Annotated in this window: 22 protein-coding genes (1 of these 22 running past the window's edge); 16 read left to right on the forward strand and 6 right to left on the reverse strand. The window is 62.8% G+C overall.

Annotation, left to right across the window (positions count from 1 at the left end):
• The first annotated feature begins 176 nt into the window (after positions 1–176).
• The 3 genes from LMTR21_RS34145 to LMTR21_RS34155 all read left to right on the forward strand — a co-directional run bounded on the left by LMTR21_RS34145 (position 177) and on the right by LMTR21_RS34155 (position 2595).
• A complete protein-coding gene (locus LMTR21_RS34145) occupies positions 177–692 on the forward strand; it encodes a CvpA family protein (protein ID WP_065751928.1) in 516 nt (171 codons plus the stop codon).
• Positions 693–812: 120 nt separating this feature from the next.
• On the forward strand, positions 813–1595 hold the full coding sequence (locus LMTR21_RS34150; RefSeq protein WP_065751929.1) for an SDR family oxidoreductase: 783 nt from the start codon (positions 813–815) through the stop codon (positions 1593–1595).
• 10 nt (positions 1596–1605) lie between these two features.
• On the forward strand, positions 1606–2595 hold the full coding sequence (locus LMTR21_RS34155) for an NADPH:quinone reductase (RefSeq protein WP_065751930.1): 990 nt from the start codon (positions 1606–1608) through the stop codon (positions 2593–2595).
• On the opposite strand, the gene LMTR21_RS34160 is transcribed toward LMTR21_RS34155, so the two are convergent.
• Positions 2596–3009: a DUF3775 domain-containing protein gene (locus LMTR21_RS34160; protein ID WP_065751931.1), complete on the reverse strand. Its 414-nt coding sequence runs from the start codon at positions 3007–3009 to the stop codon at positions 2596–2598. It lies immediately after the preceding gene.
• Positions 3010–3126: 117 nt separating this feature from the next.
• On the opposite strand from LMTR21_RS34160, the gene LMTR21_RS34165 reads away from it, so the two are divergent.
• From LMTR21_RS34165 to LMTR21_RS34190, 6 genes are all read left to right on the forward strand, one after another.
• Complete coding sequence (locus LMTR21_RS34165) at positions 3127–3981, forward strand: MBL fold metallo-hydrolase (protein ID WP_065751932.1); 855 nt, start codon at positions 3127–3129, stop codon at positions 3979–3981.
• Between the two features lie 190 nt (positions 3982–4171).
• Positions 4172–5014, forward strand: a complete 843-nt coding sequence (locus LMTR21_RS34170) for a fumarylacetoacetate hydrolase family protein (protein WP_065751933.1) — start codon at positions 4172–4174, stop codon at positions 5012–5014.
• 173 nt (positions 5015–5187) lie between these two features.
• Complete coding sequence (locus LMTR21_RS34175; protein WP_065751934.1) at positions 5188–5802, forward strand: glutathione S-transferase family protein; 615 nt, start codon at positions 5188–5190, stop codon at positions 5800–5802.
• A 22-nt stretch (positions 5803–5824) separates the two neighbouring features.
• Positions 5825–6589: a serine hydrolase gene (locus LMTR21_RS34180; protein WP_065751935.1), complete on the forward strand. Its 765-nt coding sequence runs from the start codon at positions 5825–5827 to the stop codon at positions 6587–6589.
• 17 nt (positions 6590–6606) lie between these two features.
• Positions 6607–7476 carry an MBL fold metallo-hydrolase gene (locus tag LMTR21_RS34185; protein WP_065751936.1) on the forward strand — a complete coding sequence of 290 codons (870 nt, stop codon included), beginning with the start codon at positions 6607–6609 and terminating at the stop codon, positions 7474–7476.
• Positions 7473–8276 (forward strand): enoyl-CoA hydratase/isomerase family protein, encoded by an 804-nt coding sequence (locus tag LMTR21_RS34190; protein WP_065751937.1) that lies wholly within the window; start codon positions 7473–7475, stop codon positions 8274–8276. Before LMTR21_RS34185 ends, LMTR21_RS34190 begins: the two co-directional genes overlap by 4 nt.
• A gap of 3 nt (positions 8277–8279) precedes the next feature.
• Here the strand turns inward: LMTR21_RS34190 and LMTR21_RS34195 are convergent, their stop codons facing one another.
• The gene (locus tag LMTR21_RS34195) at positions 8280–8822 is read right to left on the reverse strand and encodes a methylated-DNA--[protein]-cysteine S-methyltransferase (protein WP_065752254.1); all 543 of its coding nucleotides are present in this window, start codon (positions 8820–8822) and stop codon (positions 8280–8282) included.
• Positions 8823–9007: 185 nt separating this feature from the next.
• On the opposite strand from LMTR21_RS34195, the gene LMTR21_RS34200 reads away from it, so the two are divergent.
• Positions 9008–9832: an alpha/beta fold hydrolase gene (locus LMTR21_RS34200; RefSeq protein WP_065751938.1), complete on the forward strand. Its 825-nt coding sequence runs from the start codon at positions 9008–9010 to the stop codon at positions 9830–9832.
• A 67-nt stretch (positions 9833–9899) separates the two neighbouring features.
• On the opposite strand, the gene LMTR21_RS34205 is transcribed toward LMTR21_RS34200, so the two are convergent.
• Together LMTR21_RS34205 and LMTR21_RS34210 are read right to left on the reverse strand one after the other, a co-directional pair.
• Complete coding sequence (locus tag LMTR21_RS34205; protein ID WP_065751939.1) at positions 9900–11633, reverse strand: adenylate/guanylate cyclase domain-containing protein; 1734 nt, start codon at positions 11631–11633, stop codon at positions 9900–9902.
• 162 nt (positions 11634–11795) lie between these two features.
• Positions 11796–12251 carry a carboxymuconolactone decarboxylase family protein gene (locus LMTR21_RS34210; protein ID WP_065752255.1) on the reverse strand — a complete coding sequence of 152 codons (456 nt, stop codon included), beginning with the start codon at positions 12249–12251 and terminating at the stop codon, positions 11796–11798.
• 116 nt (positions 12252–12367) lie between these two features.
• On the opposite strand from LMTR21_RS34210, the gene LMTR21_RS34215 reads away from it, so the two are divergent.
• Entirely contained in the window at positions 12368–13225 is an 858-nt protein-coding gene (locus LMTR21_RS34215; protein WP_065751940.1) for a sigma-70 family RNA polymerase sigma factor, read from the forward strand.
• Between the two features lie 6 nt (positions 13226–13231).
• Here the strand turns inward: LMTR21_RS34215 and LMTR21_RS34220 are convergent, their stop codons facing one another.
• Positions 13232–14044, reverse strand: a complete 813-nt coding sequence (locus tag LMTR21_RS34220; RefSeq protein ID WP_065751941.1) for a class I SAM-dependent methyltransferase — start codon at positions 14042–14044, stop codon at positions 13232–13234.
• Positions 14045–14185: 141 nt separating this feature from the next.
• Here LMTR21_RS34220 and LMTR21_RS34225 point away from each other — a divergent pair, with 141 nt between their 5' ends.
• From LMTR21_RS34225 to LMTR21_RS34240, 4 genes are all read left to right on the forward strand, one after another.
• Positions 14186–14860: a GntR family transcriptional regulator gene (locus tag LMTR21_RS34225; RefSeq protein ID WP_065751942.1), complete on the forward strand. Its 675-nt coding sequence runs from the start codon at positions 14186–14188 to the stop codon at positions 14858–14860.
• Positions 14861–14894: 34 nt separating this feature from the next.
• Positions 14895–15695 (forward strand): phytanoyl-CoA dioxygenase family protein, encoded by an 801-nt coding sequence (locus tag LMTR21_RS34230; RefSeq protein ID WP_065751943.1) that lies wholly within the window; start codon positions 14895–14897, stop codon positions 15693–15695.
• 164 nt (positions 15696–15859) lie between these two features.
• Positions 15860–17173, forward strand: coding sequence for an NAD(P)H-dependent oxidoreductase (locus LMTR21_RS34235; RefSeq protein ID WP_065751944.1), 1314 nt, complete (start codon positions 15860–15862; stop codon positions 17171–17173).
• A 429-nt stretch (positions 17174–17602) separates the two neighbouring features.
• A complete protein-coding gene (locus tag LMTR21_RS34240) occupies positions 17603–18691 on the forward strand; it encodes a TRAP transporter substrate-binding protein (protein ID WP_065751945.1) in 1089 nt (362 codons plus the stop codon).
• Between the two features lie 108 nt (positions 18692–18799).
• On the opposite strand, the gene LMTR21_RS34245 is transcribed toward LMTR21_RS34240, so the two are convergent.
• Positions 18800–19408 carry a hypothetical protein gene (locus LMTR21_RS34245; protein ID WP_065751946.1) on the reverse strand — a complete coding sequence of 203 codons (609 nt, stop codon included), beginning with the start codon at positions 19406–19408 and terminating at the stop codon, positions 18800–18802.
• A gap of 324 nt (positions 19409–19732) precedes the next feature.
• On the opposite strand from LMTR21_RS34245, the gene LMTR21_RS34250 reads away from it, so the two are divergent.
• On the forward strand, positions 19733–20051 hold the 5' portion of the coding sequence (locus tag LMTR21_RS34250) for a hypothetical protein (protein WP_065751947.1). 8 nt of this gene lie beyond the right edge of the window; only the first 319 of its 327 coding nucleotides appear in the window; its start codon is at positions 19733–19735; its stop codon lies off the right edge, out of view.

The raw sequence follows: 20051 nt of genomic DNA on the forward strand, positions 1-20051 counted from the left end.
GACGAAGCAATCCATCCATCCGTTATGCCGCGCGATGGATTGCTTCGCTTCGCTCGCAATGACGGGGAGAGAGCCGATCCTCAGCCGCCCCGGCCCATCGATACGGACGATTTTAGCGATCGCCAATCCGATTCATTGACGAAGCATCGGTATCGAAACCCGGTGGAATTTTTCCGATGAACAGCTTCGACGCCATCGTCTATCTCGGCCTGGCTATCTCTGTGGTCACCGGTTTCAATACCGGGCTGTTGCGCAGCGCGATTACGATTGTGGCCTATCTCGCCGCGATGCCGATCGCGATGGGACTGATGCCGCTATTGTCGCCGCAGATCGGCGACAAGCTCGCCCCGCCGTTTGCGCAGAATTCGCTGCTGTTCTTCGGAGCCTTCCTGGTCACCGGCATGGTGCTCGGCAAGTTGGCGCGCATAGCCCTCGACGACGTCATTGGCCAGCAAGCCGGCGTGGCCGACCGCCTTGGCGGCGCCGTTCTTGGCGCGGTGCGCGTCGGCCTGATCGCGACCACCCTCGTGCTGATCTTCGACCGGCTTCTGCCAACCAACCAGCAACCGACATTCATGACCGGTTCTCGGTTGCGACCGCTGCTATCGGCCGCCGGGCAATTGGGCATCAAGTCCCTTCCGTCGGATCTCGTGGCCACGATCGACCGCCTGAGGAAAGACCGGCACATATAATCGGCGTGGTCTTCCTGATATGCGTTTCGGCGGTAGCCGCTCTCTTATCAGGGCCGCTCGACTTGGCTACAGTAGCCGCATCACCTTTCAAACATCACCTGACATAACGGGAGAGAAACTGTGGATCTTGGGATCAAAGGCCGTCGCGCCATCGTCTGTGCATCGAGCAAGGGCCTGGGGCGCGCCTGCGCCATCGCGCTCGCTAAGGAAGGCGTGCATGTCACGCTCACCGCGCGCGGCGCGGAGGCGCTGAAGAAGACCGCCGATGAAATCCGCAAGGCTAATCCCGGCGTCACCGTAACCGAGATCGTCGGCGACATCACCACGCCGGCCGGCCGCGAGGCGGTGCTGAAGGCCTGTCCCGAACCGGATATCCTCGTCAACAATGCCGGCGGCCCGCCGCCCGGCGATTTCCGCAACTGGACCCGCGACGACTGGATCAAGGCGATCGACGCCAACATGCTCACCCCGATCGAGCTGATCAAGGCGACGGTGGACGGCATGATGGCGCGCAAATTCGGCCGCATCGTCAACATCACCTCGGCCGCGGTGAAAGCGCCGATCGATATCCTGGGGCTTTCCAACGGCGCGCGCGCCGGCCTCACCGGTTTCATCGCGGGACTGTCGCGCAAGACCGTGATCAACAACGTCACCATCAATGGCCTGTTGCCGGGTCCGTTCGTCACCGACCGCCTGACCGGAACGGCCAAGCCCGAAGCCGAAAAGCGCGGCATCACGATAGACCAGGTGCTCGCCGAACGCGCCAAACTCAATCCGTCGGGACGTTTTGGCGACCCCGAGGAATTTGGTCTTGCCTGCGCCTTCCTCTGCGGCGCCAAGGCCGGCTTCATCACCGGGCAGAACATCCTGCTCGACGGCGGCGCATTCCCGGGCACGCTCTAAGGGACGCGGGATGAAAGCAGTCTGGTACGAACGAACGGGGCCAGCGCGCGAGGTGCTGGCCCATGGCGAGATGCCGACGCCGGTGGCCGGCCCGGGCGAGGTCCGGGTGCGGCTGGAGGCGTCCGGCGTCAATCCAGCCGATGTCGGCCGACGCGGCGGCGGCTATCGGCCGATGGAATATCCGCGCGTCATTCCCAACAGCGACGGCGCAGGGATCATCGATCAGGTCGGCGACGGCGTCACCCGGCTCAAGATCGGTCAGCGCGTCTGGCTGTTCAATGGCCAGCGCAACGGCCGCGCGTTCGGTACCGCGACCGAATATATTGCGCTCGCCGAACATCTGGTGACGCCGCTGCTGGACAATCTATCGTTCGCGGAAGGCGCCACGCTGGGCATTCCCGCCATGACGGCGTGGACCTGCCTCTATTGCGATGGGCCGATCGTGGGACAGACCGTGCTCGTCACCGGCGGCGCCGGCGCGGTCGGGCACTACGCCGTGCAACTCGCCAAATGGGGCGGCGCGCAAGTGATCGCGACCGTCAGCTCAGCGGCGAAGGCCGAGCAGGCGCGGCTCGCCGGCGCCGATCTCGTCGTCAATTACAAGACGGAGGACGTCGTCGCGAAAGCGATGGCCTTCACCGGACAGCGTGGCGTGAACCGCGTCGTCGATGTCGATTTCGGCGGCAACATCGAAACCACGCTGAAACTGATGGGCGTGAACTCGACGATCGCGGTCTATGCCACCAACGGCAACCGCACGCCTATGGTGCCGATGCGCGAGTTGATGGAGAAATGCATCGCGCTTCGCGCCCTGGTGCTGTTTGCGCTGCCACCGCCGCTGTTGGCGGCGGCGCAGGCGGACATCACGAAATGGCTGGCGGCAGGCCCGCGCATCCATAACGTCGCGGCGCAGTTTGCGCTCTCCGACACCGCAGAAGCGCATCTGGCGGTGGAGAAAGGCGACAAGCTCGGCACCGTCATCGTGGACTGCGCCCGATAATCACTGGATCGGCGTGGTCCGCTCTTCGGTCCAGAAGAGACCGAATTCATCGAGACCTTCGGCGAGAAGATCGCCGAGCATCGGCTCGCCCAAGAGATAGCGCGCGGTGGGACCACGGCGTCCTTCCGCGGCCTGCTCCCGCAGCTCTTTCCATTCCTCGATAGTTCCGTCGCCGCGCCCGAGCCGCATCAGCGCCACGAGGTCGATCTGTTCGTCCTCGCTCAGCGCATCGATGAAACCGGCAATCTCGCGCGCGACCGGATCGCGCCCATCATCCTCGAGCACATCGATCATGTCGTCATCGGCAGGGTTCGATCCGGAGTCAGGATCGGACGCAGCTTCCTTGACGTCGAACTGCCGGGCCTTCTCAATCAGAAAGCCGACTTTCTCGGGCGAAATCATCAGTTCTGGCATCGCATGTTCCTCATACGGGCCATGCGATAACGCCAAACGTCGCGAGATGATCCGTTGCGCCGGAACATGGAAACCCGCATCCTTGGCCCAACCAACAGAAACGGGAGGAACCGCCGGATGCAATGGAAGGTGGGCAGGGTCAGGATCACCAGAATCGTCGAAATGGAAACGGTCGGCAGCACCCGATTCATCCTGCCGCTCGCAACCAATGAGGAAATTCAGAAACTGCCCTGGTTGATTCCGCAGTTCGCCACCGAGGAAGGCCGGCTCAAAATGTCGATCCACTCGTTCGTGGTGGAGACGCCGTCCCGGCGGATCATCGTCGATACCGGACTTGGGAACGACAAGCAGGGCCGCAAGGTGCCGACCTGGAACAATCGCAAGGATCCGTTCCTCGACACGCTGACGGCGGCGGGCTTCCCGCCCGACAGTATCGATACCGTGCTGTGCACGCATCTACATGTCGACCATGTCGGCTGGAACACGAAACTGGTCGACGACACATGGGTGCCAACTTTCGCCAATGCCAGATACTTGTTCGGCAAGACCGAATACGACTACTGGCGCGACCACAGCGATGAGCCGGACAAGCTCGCGGTGTTCAACGATTCCGTGAGACCGATCGCCGACGCCGGCAAGGCCGATCTCCTCGCCAGCGATGCCAGGCTTTCGGATGAGATCACCCTGATCCCGACGCCCGGCCACAGCCCCGGCCATATGAGCGTCCATATCAGGTCGGAGGGCGAGGAAGGCCTGCTGACGGGAGACGTCGCCCACCATCCCTGCCAGATGGCCCATCTCGGCTGGTCCTCGACCGCCGATTCCGATCCCCGGCAGTCGGCAGAAACCCGGCGCGAGCTGTTTTCACGCTTTGCCGACACGCCGACGCTGGTAATCGGCGGGCACTTTGGCGCCGGTCATATCAAGCGTGATGGGGATGCCTTCCGGTTCGCAACGCTGGAGAATCGGTAGGGTGGGCAAAGCGAAGCGTGCCCACCATTCAACGTTGGCGATATATGGTGGGCACGGCGCAAGGGCCCCTTTGCCCACCCTACCCTGCGCTTTCGGCAGTTGAATTTCGTGCGCCGCTGTTCCAAGAAGCGTCTGAAGTTTAGGGAAATTCCCCCGAATTCCCAAAGAAAACCCCGCAGGGAGCGATAAAATGAAGCTTGTACGTTACGGCGCCAAGGGCGCGGAAAAGCCCGGCCTGATCGATAAATCCGGCCAGTTGCGCGATCTTTCCGCCCAAATCAGGGACCTCGACGGGGAGGCCTATGCGCCGGCCGCGCTCGCCAAGCTGGCGGCGCTGGATACCTCCAAGCTTCCCGCCGTCGACGGCAAGCAGCGCTTCGGCGCACCCGTCACCGGCATCTCGAAATTCGTCGCGATCGGCCTGAATTACAGCGACCACGCCAAGGAGACGGGATCGCCGATCCCGACCGAGCCGATCTTCTTCATCAAGGCCAACACCTCGCTGTCGGGCCCGAACGACTCGGTCGAAAAGCCGCGCGGCTCCACCAAGCTCGACTGGGAAGTCGAGATCGCCGCCATCATCGGCACCCGCGCCAAGTATGTCTCGGAAGCCGACGCGCTTAACCATGTCGCCGGCTATTGCGTCTGCAACGACGTCTCCGAGCGCAATTTTCAGCAGGAGCGCGGCGGCCAGTGGACCAAGGGCAAGTCGCACGACACGTTCGGGCCGGTCGGGCCCTGGCTCGTCACCAAGGACGAAATCCCTGACGTGCAGAAGCTCGGCATGTGGCTCGACGTCAACGGCCAGCGCCGCCAGACCGGCAACACCTCGACCATGATCTTCTCGATGGCGAAGTGCATTTCCTATGTCTCGCAGTTCATGACGCTGTTGCCCGGCGACATCGTCACGACCGGCACCCCGCCCGGCGTCGGCCTCGGCATGAAGCCGCCGACCTTCCTCAATGTCGGCGACGTCGTCACGCTCGGCATCGATGGCCTCGGCGAGCAGCGCCAGGAAATCATCGCGGCGTGAGGCTAGTGCAACATTCGCACTAGCTCGTCATGGCCGGGCTTGTCCCGGCCATCCATGTCTTGCTTGCGGTTAGACTTTCAAGACGTGGATGCCCGGGACATCTTGCGCGAAGACGCGCTTCGAGCTTCTGCTCGGGCATGACGATGGAGAAAACATCCAAGGGAATAAGAAAAATGAAACTCACCTTCTCTCCCGCCTCCCCCTTCGCCCGGAAAGTCCGCATTGCCGCGATCGAGACCGGCCTGATCGACAAGATTGAACTCACGCCGGCCACCGTCGCGCCGGGGCAGCCGAACGAGGAATATTCGAAGATCACGCCGCTGAAGAAGCTGCCGGTGCTGATCCTCGACAATGGCGACGTCATTCTCGATTCCTATGTCATAACAGAATATCTCGACGAGCTCGCCGGCGGCGGCAAGCTAATCCCCGCTTCCGGGCCCGAACGCTGGAAGGTCAAGAGCGACCATTCCCTGCTGCAGGGCATGCTCGATTCCATGCTGCTGTGCCGCTACGAAAAAATGGTGCGGCCGGAAGGGCTGCGCTGGGATGCCTGGCACGACGACCACTGGAAGCGGGCCTGGGCCGGCATGGCGCGGTTCGAGAACAGGCCCGACGTGCTTTCCGGCCCGTTCAACATTGCGCAGATCGGCCTTGTTTGCGTGCTCGGCTATGCGGACTTCCGCTTTGCCGATTGCGGCTGGCGCAAGGCCTATCCGAAGCTCGACGCCTTCCATCAGAAGATGCTGGAGCGGCCGTCGGTCAAGATCTCGGTACCGCCCCCGGCGTAACATCCAAAAAGGAGACAGCGGCATGCGCGAGGGTGGCAGGGTTTTGCGACGCCTCGGCCTTGCCGCCGTCCTCACGCTTGCGACGTCTGCCGTCGCGGCGCAGACCCATCAGCTCTCGACCGATCAGCGCAATCTCGCCTGCGGAAGCCCCACATCACTCAACGATGGCTGGCCGACAGCGACACCGGAGAGTGTCGGCCTCGATGGCCCGCGCCTGTGCGGCATCGCGGCGCGGCTTGCGGCCACCCATGCCAACGTTCATGCCGTGGTCGCGGTCCGCCGCGGCAAGCTGGTGTTCGAGCAATATTTTCCGGGCCGTGACGAGCCCTGGGGAATGGGCGACGGGCCGCACGAGTTCGATGCGACCACCAAGCACGACATGCGGTCGGTTTCGAAAAGCGTGATCTCGTTGCTGGTCGGGATCGCCATCGACCGCGAGCTGATCAAGAGCGCTGACGAGCCCGTCGTCAAATTCTTTCCGGACTATTCGGCGGCAAAGTCGCCGGGCTGGGACAACATCACGCCGCGCTTTCAGGCAATCGGCTATTTCGGCGACCTGTTCTACTGTGGGCAGCAATGGTGGATGGGCCGCACGCTATCCGGCGACAAGGACGTAAAATGGATTGCCGCAATGGGCTTGGGCGGCCAGCGTATCTTTATCGTCCCTGAGCTCGACCTTGTGGTCATGACCACGTCAGGGCTTTATGGCAGCGGCCGGCAAGGAAATGCCGCGCTCGACATCCTCGCCAACTTCATCATTCCCTACGTCAGGCACAACGTACGATAATTCAGCCAGGGGCAAGCATGAGCCTGAAATTCACTGTCGGCGATCTCACCATTCACCGTATCATCGAGCAGGAGACCACCTTCCTGCCGGCACTGGAGCTGCTGCCTCACCTGACACCGGAAGTCCTGGCAGAGCACCGTCCGTGGATGCGAAACATCGGCGCGCTCGACGACAAGGACGTGCTGATCCTGTGCTTCCAGTCCTATGTGGTGAAGACGCCGCACCACACCATCCTGATCGATAGCTGCATCGGCAACGACAAGCCGCGGCCGCAGCGTCCGAAATGGAACATGAAGACCGACGATACCTATATGCGCGGTCTCGCCGCCGCCGGCTTTTCCGTTGATGACATCGACTACGTCATGTGTACGCATCTGCATGTCGATCATGTCGGCTGGAACACGCGGCTTGAGAACAGCCGCTGGGTACCGACCTTCCCGAAGGCACGCTACGTCTTCGACAAGGCCGAATTCGACTACTGGACCGAGACGCACGCCAAGACGCCGGTGCCGCCGTTTGCCGACAGCGTGCTGCCGGTCGTAGAATCCAGGCAGGCCGAAATCGTCCGCAGCGATTTCGCGATCGGCGATCACACCCGCATCCTGCCGACGCCGGGCCACACGCCCGGCCACGCCGCCTTCACCTTCGGCCGCGGCAAGGACGACGCGGTGTTCTCGGGCGACCTGATGCATTCGCCGCTGCAGGCGCTTTATCCGGAACTATCCGTAAAGTTCGACGTCGACCAGGCGCAGGCGGCGAAGACGCGGCGCAGCTTCCTGGAACGCTACTGCGATACCGAGACGCTGTGCTGCACCGCGCATTTCCCTTCACCCTCTGGTGGGAAGATCCGGCGCACGGGCAGCGGATTTACCTGCGAGGCGATATGAATCAAAACCCATCCGCTTTCGAAACGCTCTCGATCGAGCCGGTCGACGAGCACGTAGCGGTTGTCCGGCTCAACCGTCCGGATGCCTCCAACGCGCTCGACACCCAGATGGGGCGCGACCTCGTTCGCTATTTCGAGGACGTGGCACTCGATCCAAAAAACCTGCGCTGCATCGTCCTGACCGGCACCGGCGACAAGGCGTTCTGTGCCGGCGGCGACCTGAAGGAGCGCCGCGGCATGACGGACGAGGCGTGGACGCGCCAGCACGTCATTTTCGAGCGGATGGTGCGGGCGCTGATCGACTGTCCGGTGCCGATCATCGGCGCGGTCAACGGCGCCGCCTATGGCGGCGGCTGCGAGATCGCGGGATGTTGCGATTTTCTCTATGCGGCGGAGACGGCGCGCTTCGCGCTGACCGAGGTAACGCTCGGCATCATGCCGGGCGGCGGCGGCACGCAAACCTTGCCGCGCGCCGTCGGCGAGCGCCGCGCTAAGGAGCTGATCCTGACCGGCAAGCCGTTTACCTCAGCGGAAGCGCGTGAGTGGGGCTTTGTGAACGAAGTTTTCTCGCTGCCGGAGTTGTTACCCTCGGCGCTGGCAACCGCGTCGCGGATCGCCCGCAACGCCCCGATTTCGGTCCGTCAGGCAAAGCTGTCGATCCATCGCGGCCTGCAACTGTCGTTGCGCGACGGCCTCACGCTGGAGATCGAGGCCTATAACCGCATGGTCCCGACCGAGGACCGTCGTGAGGGCGTGCTGGCCTTCAACGAGAAGCGTACGCCCAATTTCAAGGGCCGGTGAACCTCAATCGAACAGGCTCGGCGTGTGGTTCACCACCGCACCCTCGATTTCCAGCATCTTCAGCTTCGTCACCACCCCGCCATTGGCGGAGAAGCCGCCGGGCTTGTTGCCCGCCGCCAGCACGCGGTGACAGGGCACCACGATCGGACAGGGGTTGCGGCCCAGCGCCTGACCGACGTCGCGCGACAGCTCGACGCCGCCGAGCTTCCTGGCGATATCGCCATAGGTCATGGTCTTGCCCGGCGGAATGGTGCGCGCGATGTCGTAAACGCCGCGGTTGAATTCGGGAACGCCGTCGAGATCGAGCACGACGTCGGCGAGATCGTTCGGCTTGCCTTCAAGCAGCTCGACCATGCCGTCGATCGCGGCCTGCACCTTTGCCGGCGGTGGTGCCTCGATCAGGTCGCCATGTCGCTGCTGCAGGCGGGTGCGGGTCTTCTTCTCGTCACCCATCGGCAATTGCACCGAGGTGATGCCGCGCTCGCCCCACACGATGCCGCAGCGGCCGATCGCAGTGTCGAATATCGTAAAATGGTGCCCGGTCATGGCTGGCTCCATAGTCTCCTGTTCAGTGCCACCCCGCTTCGCATCTGGCCCAAATCTAGGCTTGGAGATTATTGCTATCCACCCGAATCCCGGGGGAACTTGACGGCATGAACAACTTCCGCTGATCTGGGCTCCCGCCCAGGGCCTGCAATGGCCTGAGCCCTTTTCATTTCTCACGAGACCCTATGCAGACTTTTCACGTCAACGGCTATGACATGGCCTATCTCGACATCGGCCAAGGCGCCGGCGACGGCCCGCCGCTGGTCTGCGTGCACGGCTCGCTGTGCGATTTCCGAATCTGGTCGTCGGTGCTGGGACCCTTGACGCGCCGGCACCGCGTGATCGCCCCCTCGCTGCGACACTTCTTCCCCGAGCAATGGGACGGCGTCGGCGACACCTATTCGATCGCCCAGCATGTGGATGACGTCATCGGCTTCATTGAGAAGCTCGATACCAGGCCGGTCCACCTGATGGGCCATTCCCGCGGCGGTCACATCTGCTTTCGCGTCGCGCAGCGCCGGCCGGATCTGTTGCGCAAGCTGATCCTGGCCGAGCCCGGCGGCGAACTCGACGCCACGCTCGATCCCGCTTACAAGCCCGGCCCCTCGCCGCTCGCCGGCATGATCGCGGCTTCCGCCGAGGTGATCGCGAGAGGTGATATCGACGGCGGGTTGCAGATTTTCATGGATGCGCTGGAAGGTCCCGGCGCGTGGAAACGCCTGCCGGCGACGCCCAAGCAATTGCTACGCGACAATGCCACGACGCTGATCGGCCAAATGCGCGACCAGCGCCCGCCCTTCTCCAAGGCAGATGCAGAGGCGATCCAGACGCCGACGCTGTTCATCGGCGGCGCCAACACCAAGGGCACGCTGCCGAAGGTGCTGAGGGCCCTGGCGTCCAACGTAAGGGGATCGCGCACCGAGATGATCCCGGGCACCACCCATCCGATGTTCGAGCAAGCGCCGCAGAGATATTGCGAGATCGTTTTGGCGTATCTCGCGGAGGACTGATTCGAACAGGCGCCGCAGGAATTCTGCGACATCGTGCTGGAATTTCTGAAGGCGTGAGGCCGCCGCATCATTTCTGATCGAGACGCCAGGCGCCATCCCAGTCGGCGGGCGGTGGGTTGGCGCGAAACGTCTCGACCCGTTCGGCCATCGCCATCGACGGCCCGTCGCCGGGGACCGCCTCAAGCGCCGCCTGAAAAGCCCGACGCGCCTCATCCCAGCGGCGCGCCCGATACGCAGCCAGCCCCTCGGCGTACCGCGCCAACAGCACGAGTTGCGGCTCGGTCAGCTCACCCGCACGCCCGATGATCTCGAACACCGCTTCGGGATTGGTCTGGCCAACCACCACGATCCGATCGACTTCGCGCGATTCGACCGCGTCGCCGGCGGCCATGATCGCGGCCTCCGAAGCCAGCGAATGGCTGCCATAGACCTTGTTGGCGTTCTCCAGGCGGGACGCCAGATTTACCGCATCGCCCATCACGGTGTAGCTCATCATGAATTCCGAGCCGATGCTGCCGACCAGCACCTCGCCGGTGGCAATGCCGATGCGGACCTCACAGTCGCTCGGCACCGTGCGAACGCCGATCAATTCGGGCAGCTCGGTTCGCAACGCCTGGCCGCGGTTGGCCATCTCGACCGCGGCAAGGCAGGCCAGCCGCGCCTGCTCGCTATGCTCGGTAAAGGGAGGGCCCCAATAGGCCATGATCGCATCGCCGATATACTTGTCGATGATGCCGCGATGGCTGCGAATCGGCCCCGACATCGTCGACAAATAGTGATTCATCACCTTGACGAGGCCTTGCGGCGTCATGCCCTCGCTGAGGCGGGTAAACCCTTTCATGTCGCAGAACAGCACCGTCATCACCCGCCGCTCGCCGTCGCCGGCGGTCGGGCCCTGCCGGTCGATCAAGCCTTCCACGACGCGCGGGTCGACATAGCGGCCAAAGGTCTCGCGCAACTCCTCCTTCAGGCGCAACTGTTCGACCATCTTGTTGAAGGCCGTCGTGAGCTGGCCGATTTCGTCGCGCGTGGTGACGTCGATCGATCCGTCGAGCCGGCCGGCCTCTACCGCGCGGGTGCCGTCCAGCAGCCGCCTCACCGGCCGCGTGATACCGACGCTGACGAATATCGAGAACAGAAGCCCGACGACCGATGCCAGCACTGTCAGGATCACGGAGATGATGATAGCCGTGTTCTGGTCGCGCATCGTGATCTTGGCGTCGGCGCGGACCTGCGCCAGCATGTCCGCGCGGATTTCATCGATCTTGCGGTTGAACTCGTCGCGAAGCGCGTCGGTCCGGATGAGGCTGGCGCGGGCTTCCGCAAAACTCCCGCTCTCCAGCAGCGGCAACAACCGCTTATACTCATCGTCCAGATAGCGGCGGAGGTCGCTGCTGACGTGCTCGATCCGGTCGTCGATCCGGCCGAGCTTTGCATTGTCCGACTCGGTCGAGGGGTCGTCGATGATTGCATTGATCAGGGCGCGCGCGGCCTGCGCCTCCCTGTCAATGTCCGCCCACATGCCTTCATAGACCTTTTGCCGCTCCGCGAAGCCGGCGTTGTCGGGCGGCATTTGCATCTTGGCGATCGCCATCCGACGCAACGCCAGCGCCTGCTCCAGCGAGCGCACATTCACGCGCGCCAGATGTCCATAGGCCTCGACATATTTGGAGCTGAGCTCGTCGAGCTGGTGGGCGATCTTTCGCGTCATCACCGTCGACAGCGCCGACGTGATCGCCATCAGGAAGATCAGACCCAGGGCGATGCCGAGAATCCGCTTGCGGATGGTCGGTCGCAGCATGGACAGACGTTCTAAAGGGGCGGCGGCCATGGTCAAAACGACATGAAGGACAAACGTCGAAAGCCCGGCCGATCCAGCCGGGCTCGTCTGTTTAGCGCGTGCCGGTCAATTTGGCACGATCCGACACGCTAAAATTGACCCTAGTTTGGGGATTATATTCCCCTAGCCCTTCCACACGCCCACGGGCTGACGCACGGCGACGTTGAGCCTGTTCCAGACATTGATGTTGGCGATCGCCAGAATCAGCGCGGCGAGCTCCGCCTCGTCGAAATGCTTGTCGGCCTCGCCCCATACCTCGTCCGGCACCGGGTCGGCGCGGTCACTGATCCGGGTCAGCGCTTCCGTCAACGCCAGCGCCGCCCGTTCGCCCTCGGTGAAATAGGGCGTGTCGCGCCAGGCCGCCACCGCGAACAGGCGCTCGTCGGTTTCGCTGGCCTTCCTGGCGAGTTTTGCGTGCATGTCGACGCAGACGCTGCAACCATTGATCTGGCTGGCACGCAGATGCACCAGTTCGAGCAGTTTTTCCGACAGGCTGTTCTTGGTCAATTCGCCCAGCGTGTGCAGCGCTTTCATGGCATCGGGAACAACCATGACCGGGTGGTTCATTCGGGCTTGCATCATTTTACGCTCCATATGGTTTGTTCTGTTTTGACGCGGCCGCGCCGATTTGCTGTCACATCGGCGCGCTTTCGTTCGTCATAGCCATGACGGAACACGACATGGGAATGTGACCGATGGACGAGAAAAAGTTTCTGGCTGAAAAATTCGAGGCCAACCGAGGCCATCTGCGAGCGGTGGCCTACCGGATGCTGGGCTCGACCGCCGAGGTCGACGACGCCGTGCAGGAGACCTGGTTGCGGCTGAACCGCTCCGACACCAGTGCGGTCGAAAACCTTGGCGGCTGGCTGACCACGGTCGTCGCCCGCGTCTGCCTCGACATGCTGCGCTCGCGCAAGTCACGACGCGAGGAGCCGATGGGACCGCATGTGCCGGAGCCTGTCGCTGATGATGCACATGGGCGTGACGCCGAGATGGCCGATTCCGTCGGCGCGGCATTGCTGGTGGTGCTGGAAACGCTGGCCCCGGCCGAACGGCTGGCTTTCGTGCTGCACGACATGTTTGCCGTTCCCTTTGAGGAGATCGCACCGATCGTCGGCCGCACGCCTGCCGCCGCGAGGCAATTGGCCAGCCGCGCCCGCCGCCGGGTGCAGGGTACGCCGCCGCCGGACGCCGATTTCAGCCGACAGAAAAACATCGTCGACGCCTTCCTCAAGGCCTCCCGCGACGGCGATTTCGAAGGCCTGCTCGCGGTGCTGGATCCCGATGTGGTGGTGCGCGCTGATCAAGCAGCGCAGCGGCTCGGTTCGCAAGCTGAAATCAGAGGCGCCACCGCGGTCGCGGAGTTCTTCAAGGGCCGCGCGCAGGCCGCCAAACCGGCGCTGGTCGACGGATCTCTGGCGCTCGCGGTTATGCTCGGCGGGCAATTGCGCGTCGTGGTGCGCCTGACCATCAGCGGCGAACGGATATCGGCGATCGATGCCGTGGCAGACTCCGAACAGATCGGCGAGTTCGATGTAACCCTGCTCGCGTGAACAGGGTTATCTCTTCATCGCCAAAAACACGATCGCTTGAATAGACATCCGGCCAGGCTTATCGCCGAACTCCCGGCGATATTCCTGCTCCAGTGCCTCGACAATGCGCTCCGGATCGGCACCGCCGCGCGCCCGGATCTGATCGATCAGCGGGTTGCCAAACACGGCTGCACGCGCGAAGTGGGCAATGTCAGGCAACTCTCGCTCCTGCCTGATCACGGCAATGCCGACGTCACCGAAACCTGCTGCCATCAAGAACTCCTTGATCGGATCGATCTGGTGGCAGGAGAACGGCACGCTGTAAAACTGCGGCGGATCGACCGGGAAGAAGCGCCCCGCCACCTCGTGCGCGATACGTCCAAACGTATTGTAGCGATGCGAATCCCAGACGCTGAGCAGGTAGCGACCGCCGGAAGCGAGGACCCGATAGGCTTCGGAAAAGGATTTTGCCTTGTCGGGAAAGAACATCAGCCCAAACTGACAGACGACCGCATCGAAGCTTTGATCGGCAAAGGGAAGCGCAATCGCATCGGCAGGCTGGAAAGCGACCTGCTCGCCGGGCTGAAACTTGGCGCGGGCAATCCCCAGCATCGGCGGGTTGAGGTCAGTTGCGGTCAACTGCGTGCCTTCGGGCAACGCGTCACGCAATTTCCGGGTCACGATGCCGGTGCCGGCTGCGGTCTCCAGTACCCGCGCCGGACGGCTATCGGCTGCGCGCCTGGCGATATCGGCGGCGTATTCGGCGAAGATGATCGGGCCGAGACCCTGATCGTAATGCTGCGGGATATTGCCAGTGAAGCCGGCTGCGTCGCTGCTCATACGCGGACCTCCCATCGCCTCGGGGCCGAGAATAGCCCCCGCCACCCACCCCGACAGCCCGAATTTCGACCTTGACGAGGGCTGGGCCCAGGGATTAGTTTCCGAATTCGGAATTCCGTATTCTAAACTCGGATAGCCGGCATGATCCCATTGGATCCGCTCCCCAACTTGATCGACCAGGTCTATGCCCGCATCCTCGAGGCGATCACCGACCGTTCGTTGCCGCCCGGGCATCGCATTCGGCAGAACGAGCTGGCGGAAAGGCTCGGCGTTTCGCGGCAGCCGGTGTCCCACGCCCTGCATCTGCTGCACCGGCAGGGCCTCGTGGCCGAAAGCGGCCGCCGCGGCTTTGAAGTGACCCGGCTCGATCCCGAGCGCATCCGCCAGCTCTATGAGGTGCGCGGCGCCATCGACGCGCTGGCCGCCCGGCTCGCCGCCGGCCGCGCCAAGGCCGATCTTTCGGGGCGCGCCCAACTCGAAGCGGCGCTGCAGGCCGGACGGACCATCGATGAGAATACGCCATTGGCGCGCTTGATCGCGCTCGACGTCGACTTTCACAGCGCGGTCTATCGTCTCGCGGGCAATCCCGCGATCGAGGAAATGATCGCGCCGCAATGGCCGCATATGCGCCGCTCGATGGCGACGGTGCTCGCCGAACTCGATTACCGCGACAGCGCCTGGGCCGAGCACGAGGTGATCGCCGGACACATTCTCGCCGGCAACGCCAAGGCGGCGGAGGCAGCCGCACTGGCGCATGCGCAAACGGCTGGACGAATGACCGAGGAGAGACTGAGGGCAACCGACAAGGCGGCATAACCGCCGACAAAACAAACAAACAGGAGAGAACGCCATGAAACTGACGCCACAGCAGATCGAGTTCTTCAATCGCGAAGGCTGGCTGTTCCTGCCCGAACTGTTCAGCCAGGAGGAAGTGGATTTTCTCGCCCGCGAGGCCGTCAGCATCTACGACGCTGATCGACCCGAAGTCTGGCGCGAGAAGAGCGGCGCGCCGCGCACCGCCTTTGCCGCGCACCTCTACAACGAGGCCTTCGGCGTTCTCGGCGCCCATCCGCGCATGATCGAGCCGATCGAGCAGATCTTTGGTGAAAAACTCTACATGCACCAGTTCAAGATCAACGCCAAGGCAGCCTTCACCGGCGACGTCTGGCAGTGGCATCAGGATTACGGCACCTGGAAGCGCGACGACGGCATGCCGCTGCCGCGCGCGATGAACATCGCGATCTTCCTCGACGAGGTGATGCCGATCAACGGCCCCCTGATGCTGGTGCCGAAGAGCCAGCACGCCGGCGACCTCAAGGCCTCGCATGACCTCGAGACCACCTCCTATCCGTTGTGGACGCTGGATGAGGAGACCGTCACCCGCCTCGTCAAGGAAGGCGGCATCGTCGCGCCGACCGGCAAGGCCGGCGGCATGCTGATGTTCCACGGTAACCTGGTGCATGGATCGAGCGGCAACATCACGCCCTACCCGCGCAAGATCGTCTATCTGACGCTGAATGCGGTCTCGAATTACATTCGCACACCGACGCGGCCGGAGTATATCGCGCACCGCGATTTTACCCCGATCCAGCCGGTGGATGACGACGCGCTGTTGCGGCTGGCGCGTGCACATCGGCAGGCGGCCGAGTAGGTTTCATCGCTCGTGCCCCGGACGCAGTGCATCATGAAATGATGCACTGCTGAGCCGGGGCCCGCCCTCGTTCATGGCAGTGCATCGGTCCCGGCTCTGCGGAGCAGCGTGAAGAACGCTGCACCGCGTCCGGGACACGTTTCAACGAATTGGCTGGATATCTCATGAACCTTCACCACCTCCTCAACGCCCGCGCTGCGGCCGGCAAACCGGTGCGCGTCGCGCTGATCGGCGCCGGCAAGTTCGGCTCGATGTTCCTGTCGCAGGTGCCGCATACGCCGGGACTCGAAGTATCAGTCATCATCGACATCGATCGCGATCGCGCCCGCGAAGCATGCCGCACCGTCGGCTGGGACCAGGCGCTGATCGCGCGAACCGCGTTCACCGACGACGGCGGGCGCGCGATCGCAGACAGCGCTGTTGACGTCGTGGTGGAAGCGACCGGCAATCCCGCCGTCGGTATCAGGCACGCCCGCGCAGCGATTACGGCGGGCAAGCATGTCGTCATGGTCAATGTCGAGGCCGACGTGCTGGCCGGCCCGCTGCTCGCGCAGGAAGCCCGCAAGGCTGGCGTGGTCTATTCGCTCGCCTATGGCGATCAGCCGGCGCTGACCACGGAGATGGTGGACTGGGCGCGCGCGACGGGCTTTCGCGTCGTCGCCGCCGGCAAGGGCACCAAATATCTGCCCGCCTATCACGACGTGACGCCGGACGGCGTCTGGGGTCATTACGGATTAACAGCAGGCGAAGCGCAATCCGCTGGCATGAACCCGCAGATGTTCAACTCGTTTCTGGACGGTACCAAATCCGCGATCGAAATGGCGGCGATTGCGAACGCTTGCGGGCTCGACGTGCCGTCGGATGGCTTGCTGTTTCCACCCTGCGGCGTCGACGATCTGCCGCATGTGATGCGGCCGCGCGACAAAGGCGGCGTGCTGGAGAAGGCCGGTCTTGCCGAAGTCGTGTCGTCGCTGGAGCGCGATGGTCGCCCCGTATTCCGCGATCTGCGCTGGGGCGTCTATGTCGTGCTGGAAGCACCGAACGAATACGCCGCCGATTGCTTCAAGCAATATGGGCTGAAGACCGACGCTTCAGGTCGCTATGCGGCGATGTACAAGCCATATCATCTGATCGGGTTGGAGCTGAACATTTCCATCCTTTCAGCAGCGCTTCGCAACGAGCCGACCGGCCAGCCGCATGATTTTCGCGGCGACGTCGCAGCGGTCGCGAAACGCAATCTCCGTGCGGGCGAAATGCTCGACGGCGAAGGCGGCTATACAGTGTGGGGCAAGCTGATGCCGGCGTCGAAAAGCCTCGCCGCCGGCGCGCTACCGATAGGACTTGCCCATCGCGTCAAGCTGAAGAACGACGTTGCTCATGGCGCAGTGGTGCGCTGGAGCGATGTCGAGGTCGACGAAAGCAGCGACACCATCAAGACGCGCAAGGCGATGGAAGCGGCATTCTCGACGAGACGATGATCGCGCAATGCGTCGCGGCAGCAAGTTGCAGCTAGAAATTTCCCTGCACGCCGCATGCACGTTCGGGCACATGACGGTCGCACCGTAAACGTCTGCGCGGCGGAATTACCGCAATGCGGCATCAGATTAACCAATCACGCGTCGCATAACGTCTTGGTCTTTCGTCGGGTGGAAGGACGCCCGCTCACTATTCAGGCAACTCTTCGCACTTGCGGCGCAACCAGAACCCTTGATTATCAATCACTAATTCGTCATCCTGCCCTCAGGTCCATAAAGCAGGGAAATTGATTGCATTCGAAAAACCAAGAGCCTTGGTTTCAGGGCCCACATTCCTAAACAACAGCCCAGCACCGACCATCGGTAAACCAGAGAAGACGACAACAGATCGTTGTCCGCTGGTCGGTCTCGGCGATAACAGAGGGGAAACAAATGAAGCGTCGTGATTTCTTGAAAGTGGGCGGCGTCGGTCTCGCCGCGACTGCAGTTGCCTCGCCTGCGATTGCGCAATCGAACCCGGAAATTAAGTGGCGCTACACGGCAAGCTGGCCGAAGGCGCTCGATACGCTGTATGGCGGCTGCGAATATTTTGCCAAGCGCGTCGCCGAAATCACCGACAACAAATTCCAGATTCAGCCGTTCGCCGCCGGCGAAATCGTCCCCGGCCTGCAGGTGCTCGACGCCGTCTCGAACGGCACCGTCGAGATGGGCAACACCGCGCTTTACTACTACTGGGGCAAGAATCCTGCCTTCACCTTCGGCACGTCGCTGCCGTTCGGCCTCAACACGCGTTCGCATATTTCCTGGATGCGTTTCGGCGGCGGCATGGACATGCTCAACGACCTCCTGAAGGAATATGGCTGCGTCGGCGCGCCGACGGGCTCGACCGGCGCCCAGATGGGCGGCTGGTTCCGGAAAGAGATCAAGTCGATGGATGACTTCCGGGGCCTGAAATTCCGCGTCGGCGGTTTCGCGGGCACCATCATCGCCAAGGTCGGCGGCGTGCCGCAGCAGATCGCGGGCGGCGACATCTATCCGGCGCTGGAAAAGGGCACCATCGATGCGGCCGAGTGGGTCGGACCGTATGACGACGAAAAGCTCGGCTTCGTGAAGGTCGCGAAGTACTACTACTATCCTGGCTGGTGGGAGGGCACCGGCCAGGGCCACAACATCATGAACCTCGAGAAGTTCAACGCCCTGCCCAAGCACTATCAGGCTGCGATCGAGACCGCGTCCTACGACACCTTCACCTGGGTCACCGGCAAATACGACTACGTCAATCCGCCGGCGCTGAAGCGGCTGTTGGCGGGGGGCGCAATCCTGCGGCCGTTCCCGCAGGAAGTTCTGGAAGCCTGCTACAATGCCGCCAACGGCATCTATGCGGATCTCTCCAAGAGCAACCCGCACTTCAACAAGATGTATACGAGCCTGTCGGCGTTCCGTAACGAATCGCTGGCGTGGAATCAGGTGGCTGAACTGAGCTACGACAGCTTCATGATGCGGATGCGCACCCGCACCTGAGACAGATAGCTCGCTGACAAAAAGAAGCCCCGGAGATTTCTCCGGGGCTTTTTCGTTGAATGGTTGGCTGTTGGGTTCGAAAGGACGTCGCTCAACGGCGCGAGCGGCTTATTCCTCGCTCTCCCCGAGCGCCTCGGCGAGCTTGTCGTAATATTTCGCCACGAGGTCGATATTGCCCTTGTTTTCGATCGCGGGCGGCGGCGACTTCAGCGCCTCGTTGAGATCGGCGAGCGCCTCCTTCTTGTCCTTGGCCGGCATCTTCTTGTCGGCCTGGATCTGGGCGATCTGCGCTTTGAGCACGACCTCGGCACCGACGAACTTCTTGGTCGCGGGATCGAAGCCGCCGAGCACCAGGCTGATGTTGTCGACCACGGTGTTGTACTCGTCGTAGCTGGCAAAACCGTTCTTCTTGGCCACTGCATCGAGCTGCGCGTCGATTTTCGGGTCCGGCTTGGCGTTATCGGGGATCTTGTCGGTGATCGCATCGACGTCCTTCTGCGCCGCGAGCACGCCTTGGATCTGCTTCTCGGTCAGCGCGATCTGCTTCACCGCAGGCGCCTCCGCTGCCGCGGGCGGCGCCGCCTGGGCAGGAGCCTGCTTCGCCGGCGGCGCCTGCTTGGCCTGCGCCAGCACCTCACCGCTGGATATGGCCGACAGCGCGAGCGCGAGACAGGCCGTGGTCAAGGCAAAGGCGGCGGGACGAAAGATCTCACGCATGGGAAGGCTCCTTGAGGGTGCAGTGTTCGGTCTTCGGCAAAACGGGGTATGGGAACCCGAATGAATGGCTCGTGAACTCGCGCCGGAAGCTGATGCCGAATCATGGCCGAATGATCACGACCAATTCAGAGTTTGGTGATCGCTCGTTGTGTGCTCTAGGTCCGGAGACTGAGTTGGTGAGCCGCGGAACACGTAGCTGACGCCGCGACGCGAAATCTGTGAGGAACAGCACGCAGGCACGCTGATTGATTAGCCCCGAGGCAAAGCTTCGCTGCACTTTATAGTCACGGTCGCGAGGGCGGTAATCTCTGGCTTGGGAGAATCATGAACGGTTTAAAGATCACAGGTCAAATTGAAGCTAGCTTTGGCTATCGTCGCCACGTCGGTCCGAAATACATCCACGGCTGCGTGACATTGCGTTTCGACTCGTCGCGTCCATACGCCTTTGTCTCCCAGGCGCACTGGCCAGCCAGCGATAACTACGACGAAGCAATCCGCGAGACCGTCGAGCAAACGCTGCGCGAGTATCAGGGGCAAGTTGATTCTACCCATGTGGTACTGGTCCGGATCGAATGGGATGCTGTCGCGTCTTGCGAGATCGGCTTCCGGCAAGCGGCTGCAGCAGCGACGCGGGCGGCTTTCG

The sequence above is a fragment of the Bradyrhizobium paxllaeri genome (assembly GCF_001693515.2).
Lineage (GTDB): Bacteria > Pseudomonadota > Alphaproteobacteria > Rhizobiales > Xanthobacteraceae > Bradyrhizobium > Bradyrhizobium paxllaeri.

Coding starts and splice junctions, on each gene's coding strand:
- LMTR21_RS34200 (WP_065751938.1), top strand. CDS start 9,008: ATGCAGACTTTTCACGTCAACGGCTATGACATGGCCTATCTCGACATC.
- LMTR21_RS34175 (WP_065751934.1), top strand. CDS start 5,188: ATGAAACTCACCTTCTCTCCCGCCTCCCCCTTCGCCCGGAAAGTCCGC.
- LMTR21_RS34220 (WP_065751941.1), bottom strand. CDS start 14,044: ATGAGCAGCGACGCAGCCGGCTTCACTGGCAATATCCCGCAGCATTAC.
- LMTR21_RS34215 (WP_065751940.1), top strand. CDS start 12,368: ATGGACGAGAAAAAGTTTCTGGCTGAAAAATTCGAGGCCAACCGAGGC.
- LMTR21_RS34205 (WP_065751939.1), bottom strand. CDS start 11,633: ATGCTGCGACCGACCATCCGCAAGCGGATTCTCGGCATCGCCCTGGGT.
- LMTR21_RS34180 (WP_065751935.1), top strand. CDS start 5,825: ATGCGCGAGGGTGGCAGGGTTTTGCGACGCCTCGGCCTTGCCGCCGTC.
- LMTR21_RS34190 (WP_065751937.1), top strand. CDS start 7,473: ATGAATCAAAACCCATCCGCTTTCGAAACGCTCTCGATCGAGCCGGTC.
- LMTR21_RS34185 (WP_065751936.1), top strand. CDS start 6,607: ATGAGCCTGAAATTCACTGTCGGCGATCTCACCATTCACCGTATCATC.
- LMTR21_RS34240 (WP_065751945.1), top strand. CDS start 17,603: ATGAAGCGTCGTGATTTCTTGAAAGTGGGCGGCGTCGGTCTCGCCGCG.
- LMTR21_RS34155 (WP_065751930.1), top strand. CDS start 1,606: ATGAAAGCAGTCTGGTACGAACGAACGGGGCCAGCGCGCGAGGTGCTG.
- LMTR21_RS34160 (WP_065751931.1), bottom strand. CDS start 3,009: ATGCCAGAACTGATGATTTCGCCCGAGAAAGTCGGCTTTCTGATTGAG.
- LMTR21_RS34225 (WP_065751942.1), top strand. CDS start 14,186: ATGATCCCATTGGATCCGCTCCCCAACTTGATCGACCAGGTCTATGCC.
- LMTR21_RS34235 (WP_065751944.1), top strand. CDS start 15,860: ATGAACCTTCACCACCTCCTCAACGCCCGCGCTGCGGCCGGCAAACCG.
- LMTR21_RS34195 (WP_065752254.1), bottom strand. CDS start 8,822: ATGACCGGGCACCATTTTACGATATTCGACACTGCGATCGGCCGCTGC.
- LMTR21_RS34170 (WP_065751933.1), top strand. CDS start 4,172: ATGAAGCTTGTACGTTACGGCGCCAAGGGCGCGGAAAAGCCCGGCCTG.
- LMTR21_RS34245 (WP_065751946.1), bottom strand. CDS start 19,408: ATGCGTGAGATCTTTCGTCCCGCCGCCTTTGCCTTGACCACGGCCTGT.
- LMTR21_RS34145 (WP_065751928.1), top strand. CDS start 177: ATGAACAGCTTCGACGCCATCGTCTATCTCGGCCTGGCTATCTCTGTG.
- LMTR21_RS34230 (WP_065751943.1), top strand. CDS start 14,895: ATGAAACTGACGCCACAGCAGATCGAGTTCTTCAATCGCGAAGGCTGG.
- LMTR21_RS34210 (WP_065752255.1), bottom strand. CDS start 12,251: ATGCAAGCCCGAATGAACCACCCGGTCATGGTTGTTCCCGATGCCATG.
- LMTR21_RS34165 (WP_065751932.1), top strand. CDS start 3,127: ATGCAATGGAAGGTGGGCAGGGTCAGGATCACCAGAATCGTCGAAATG.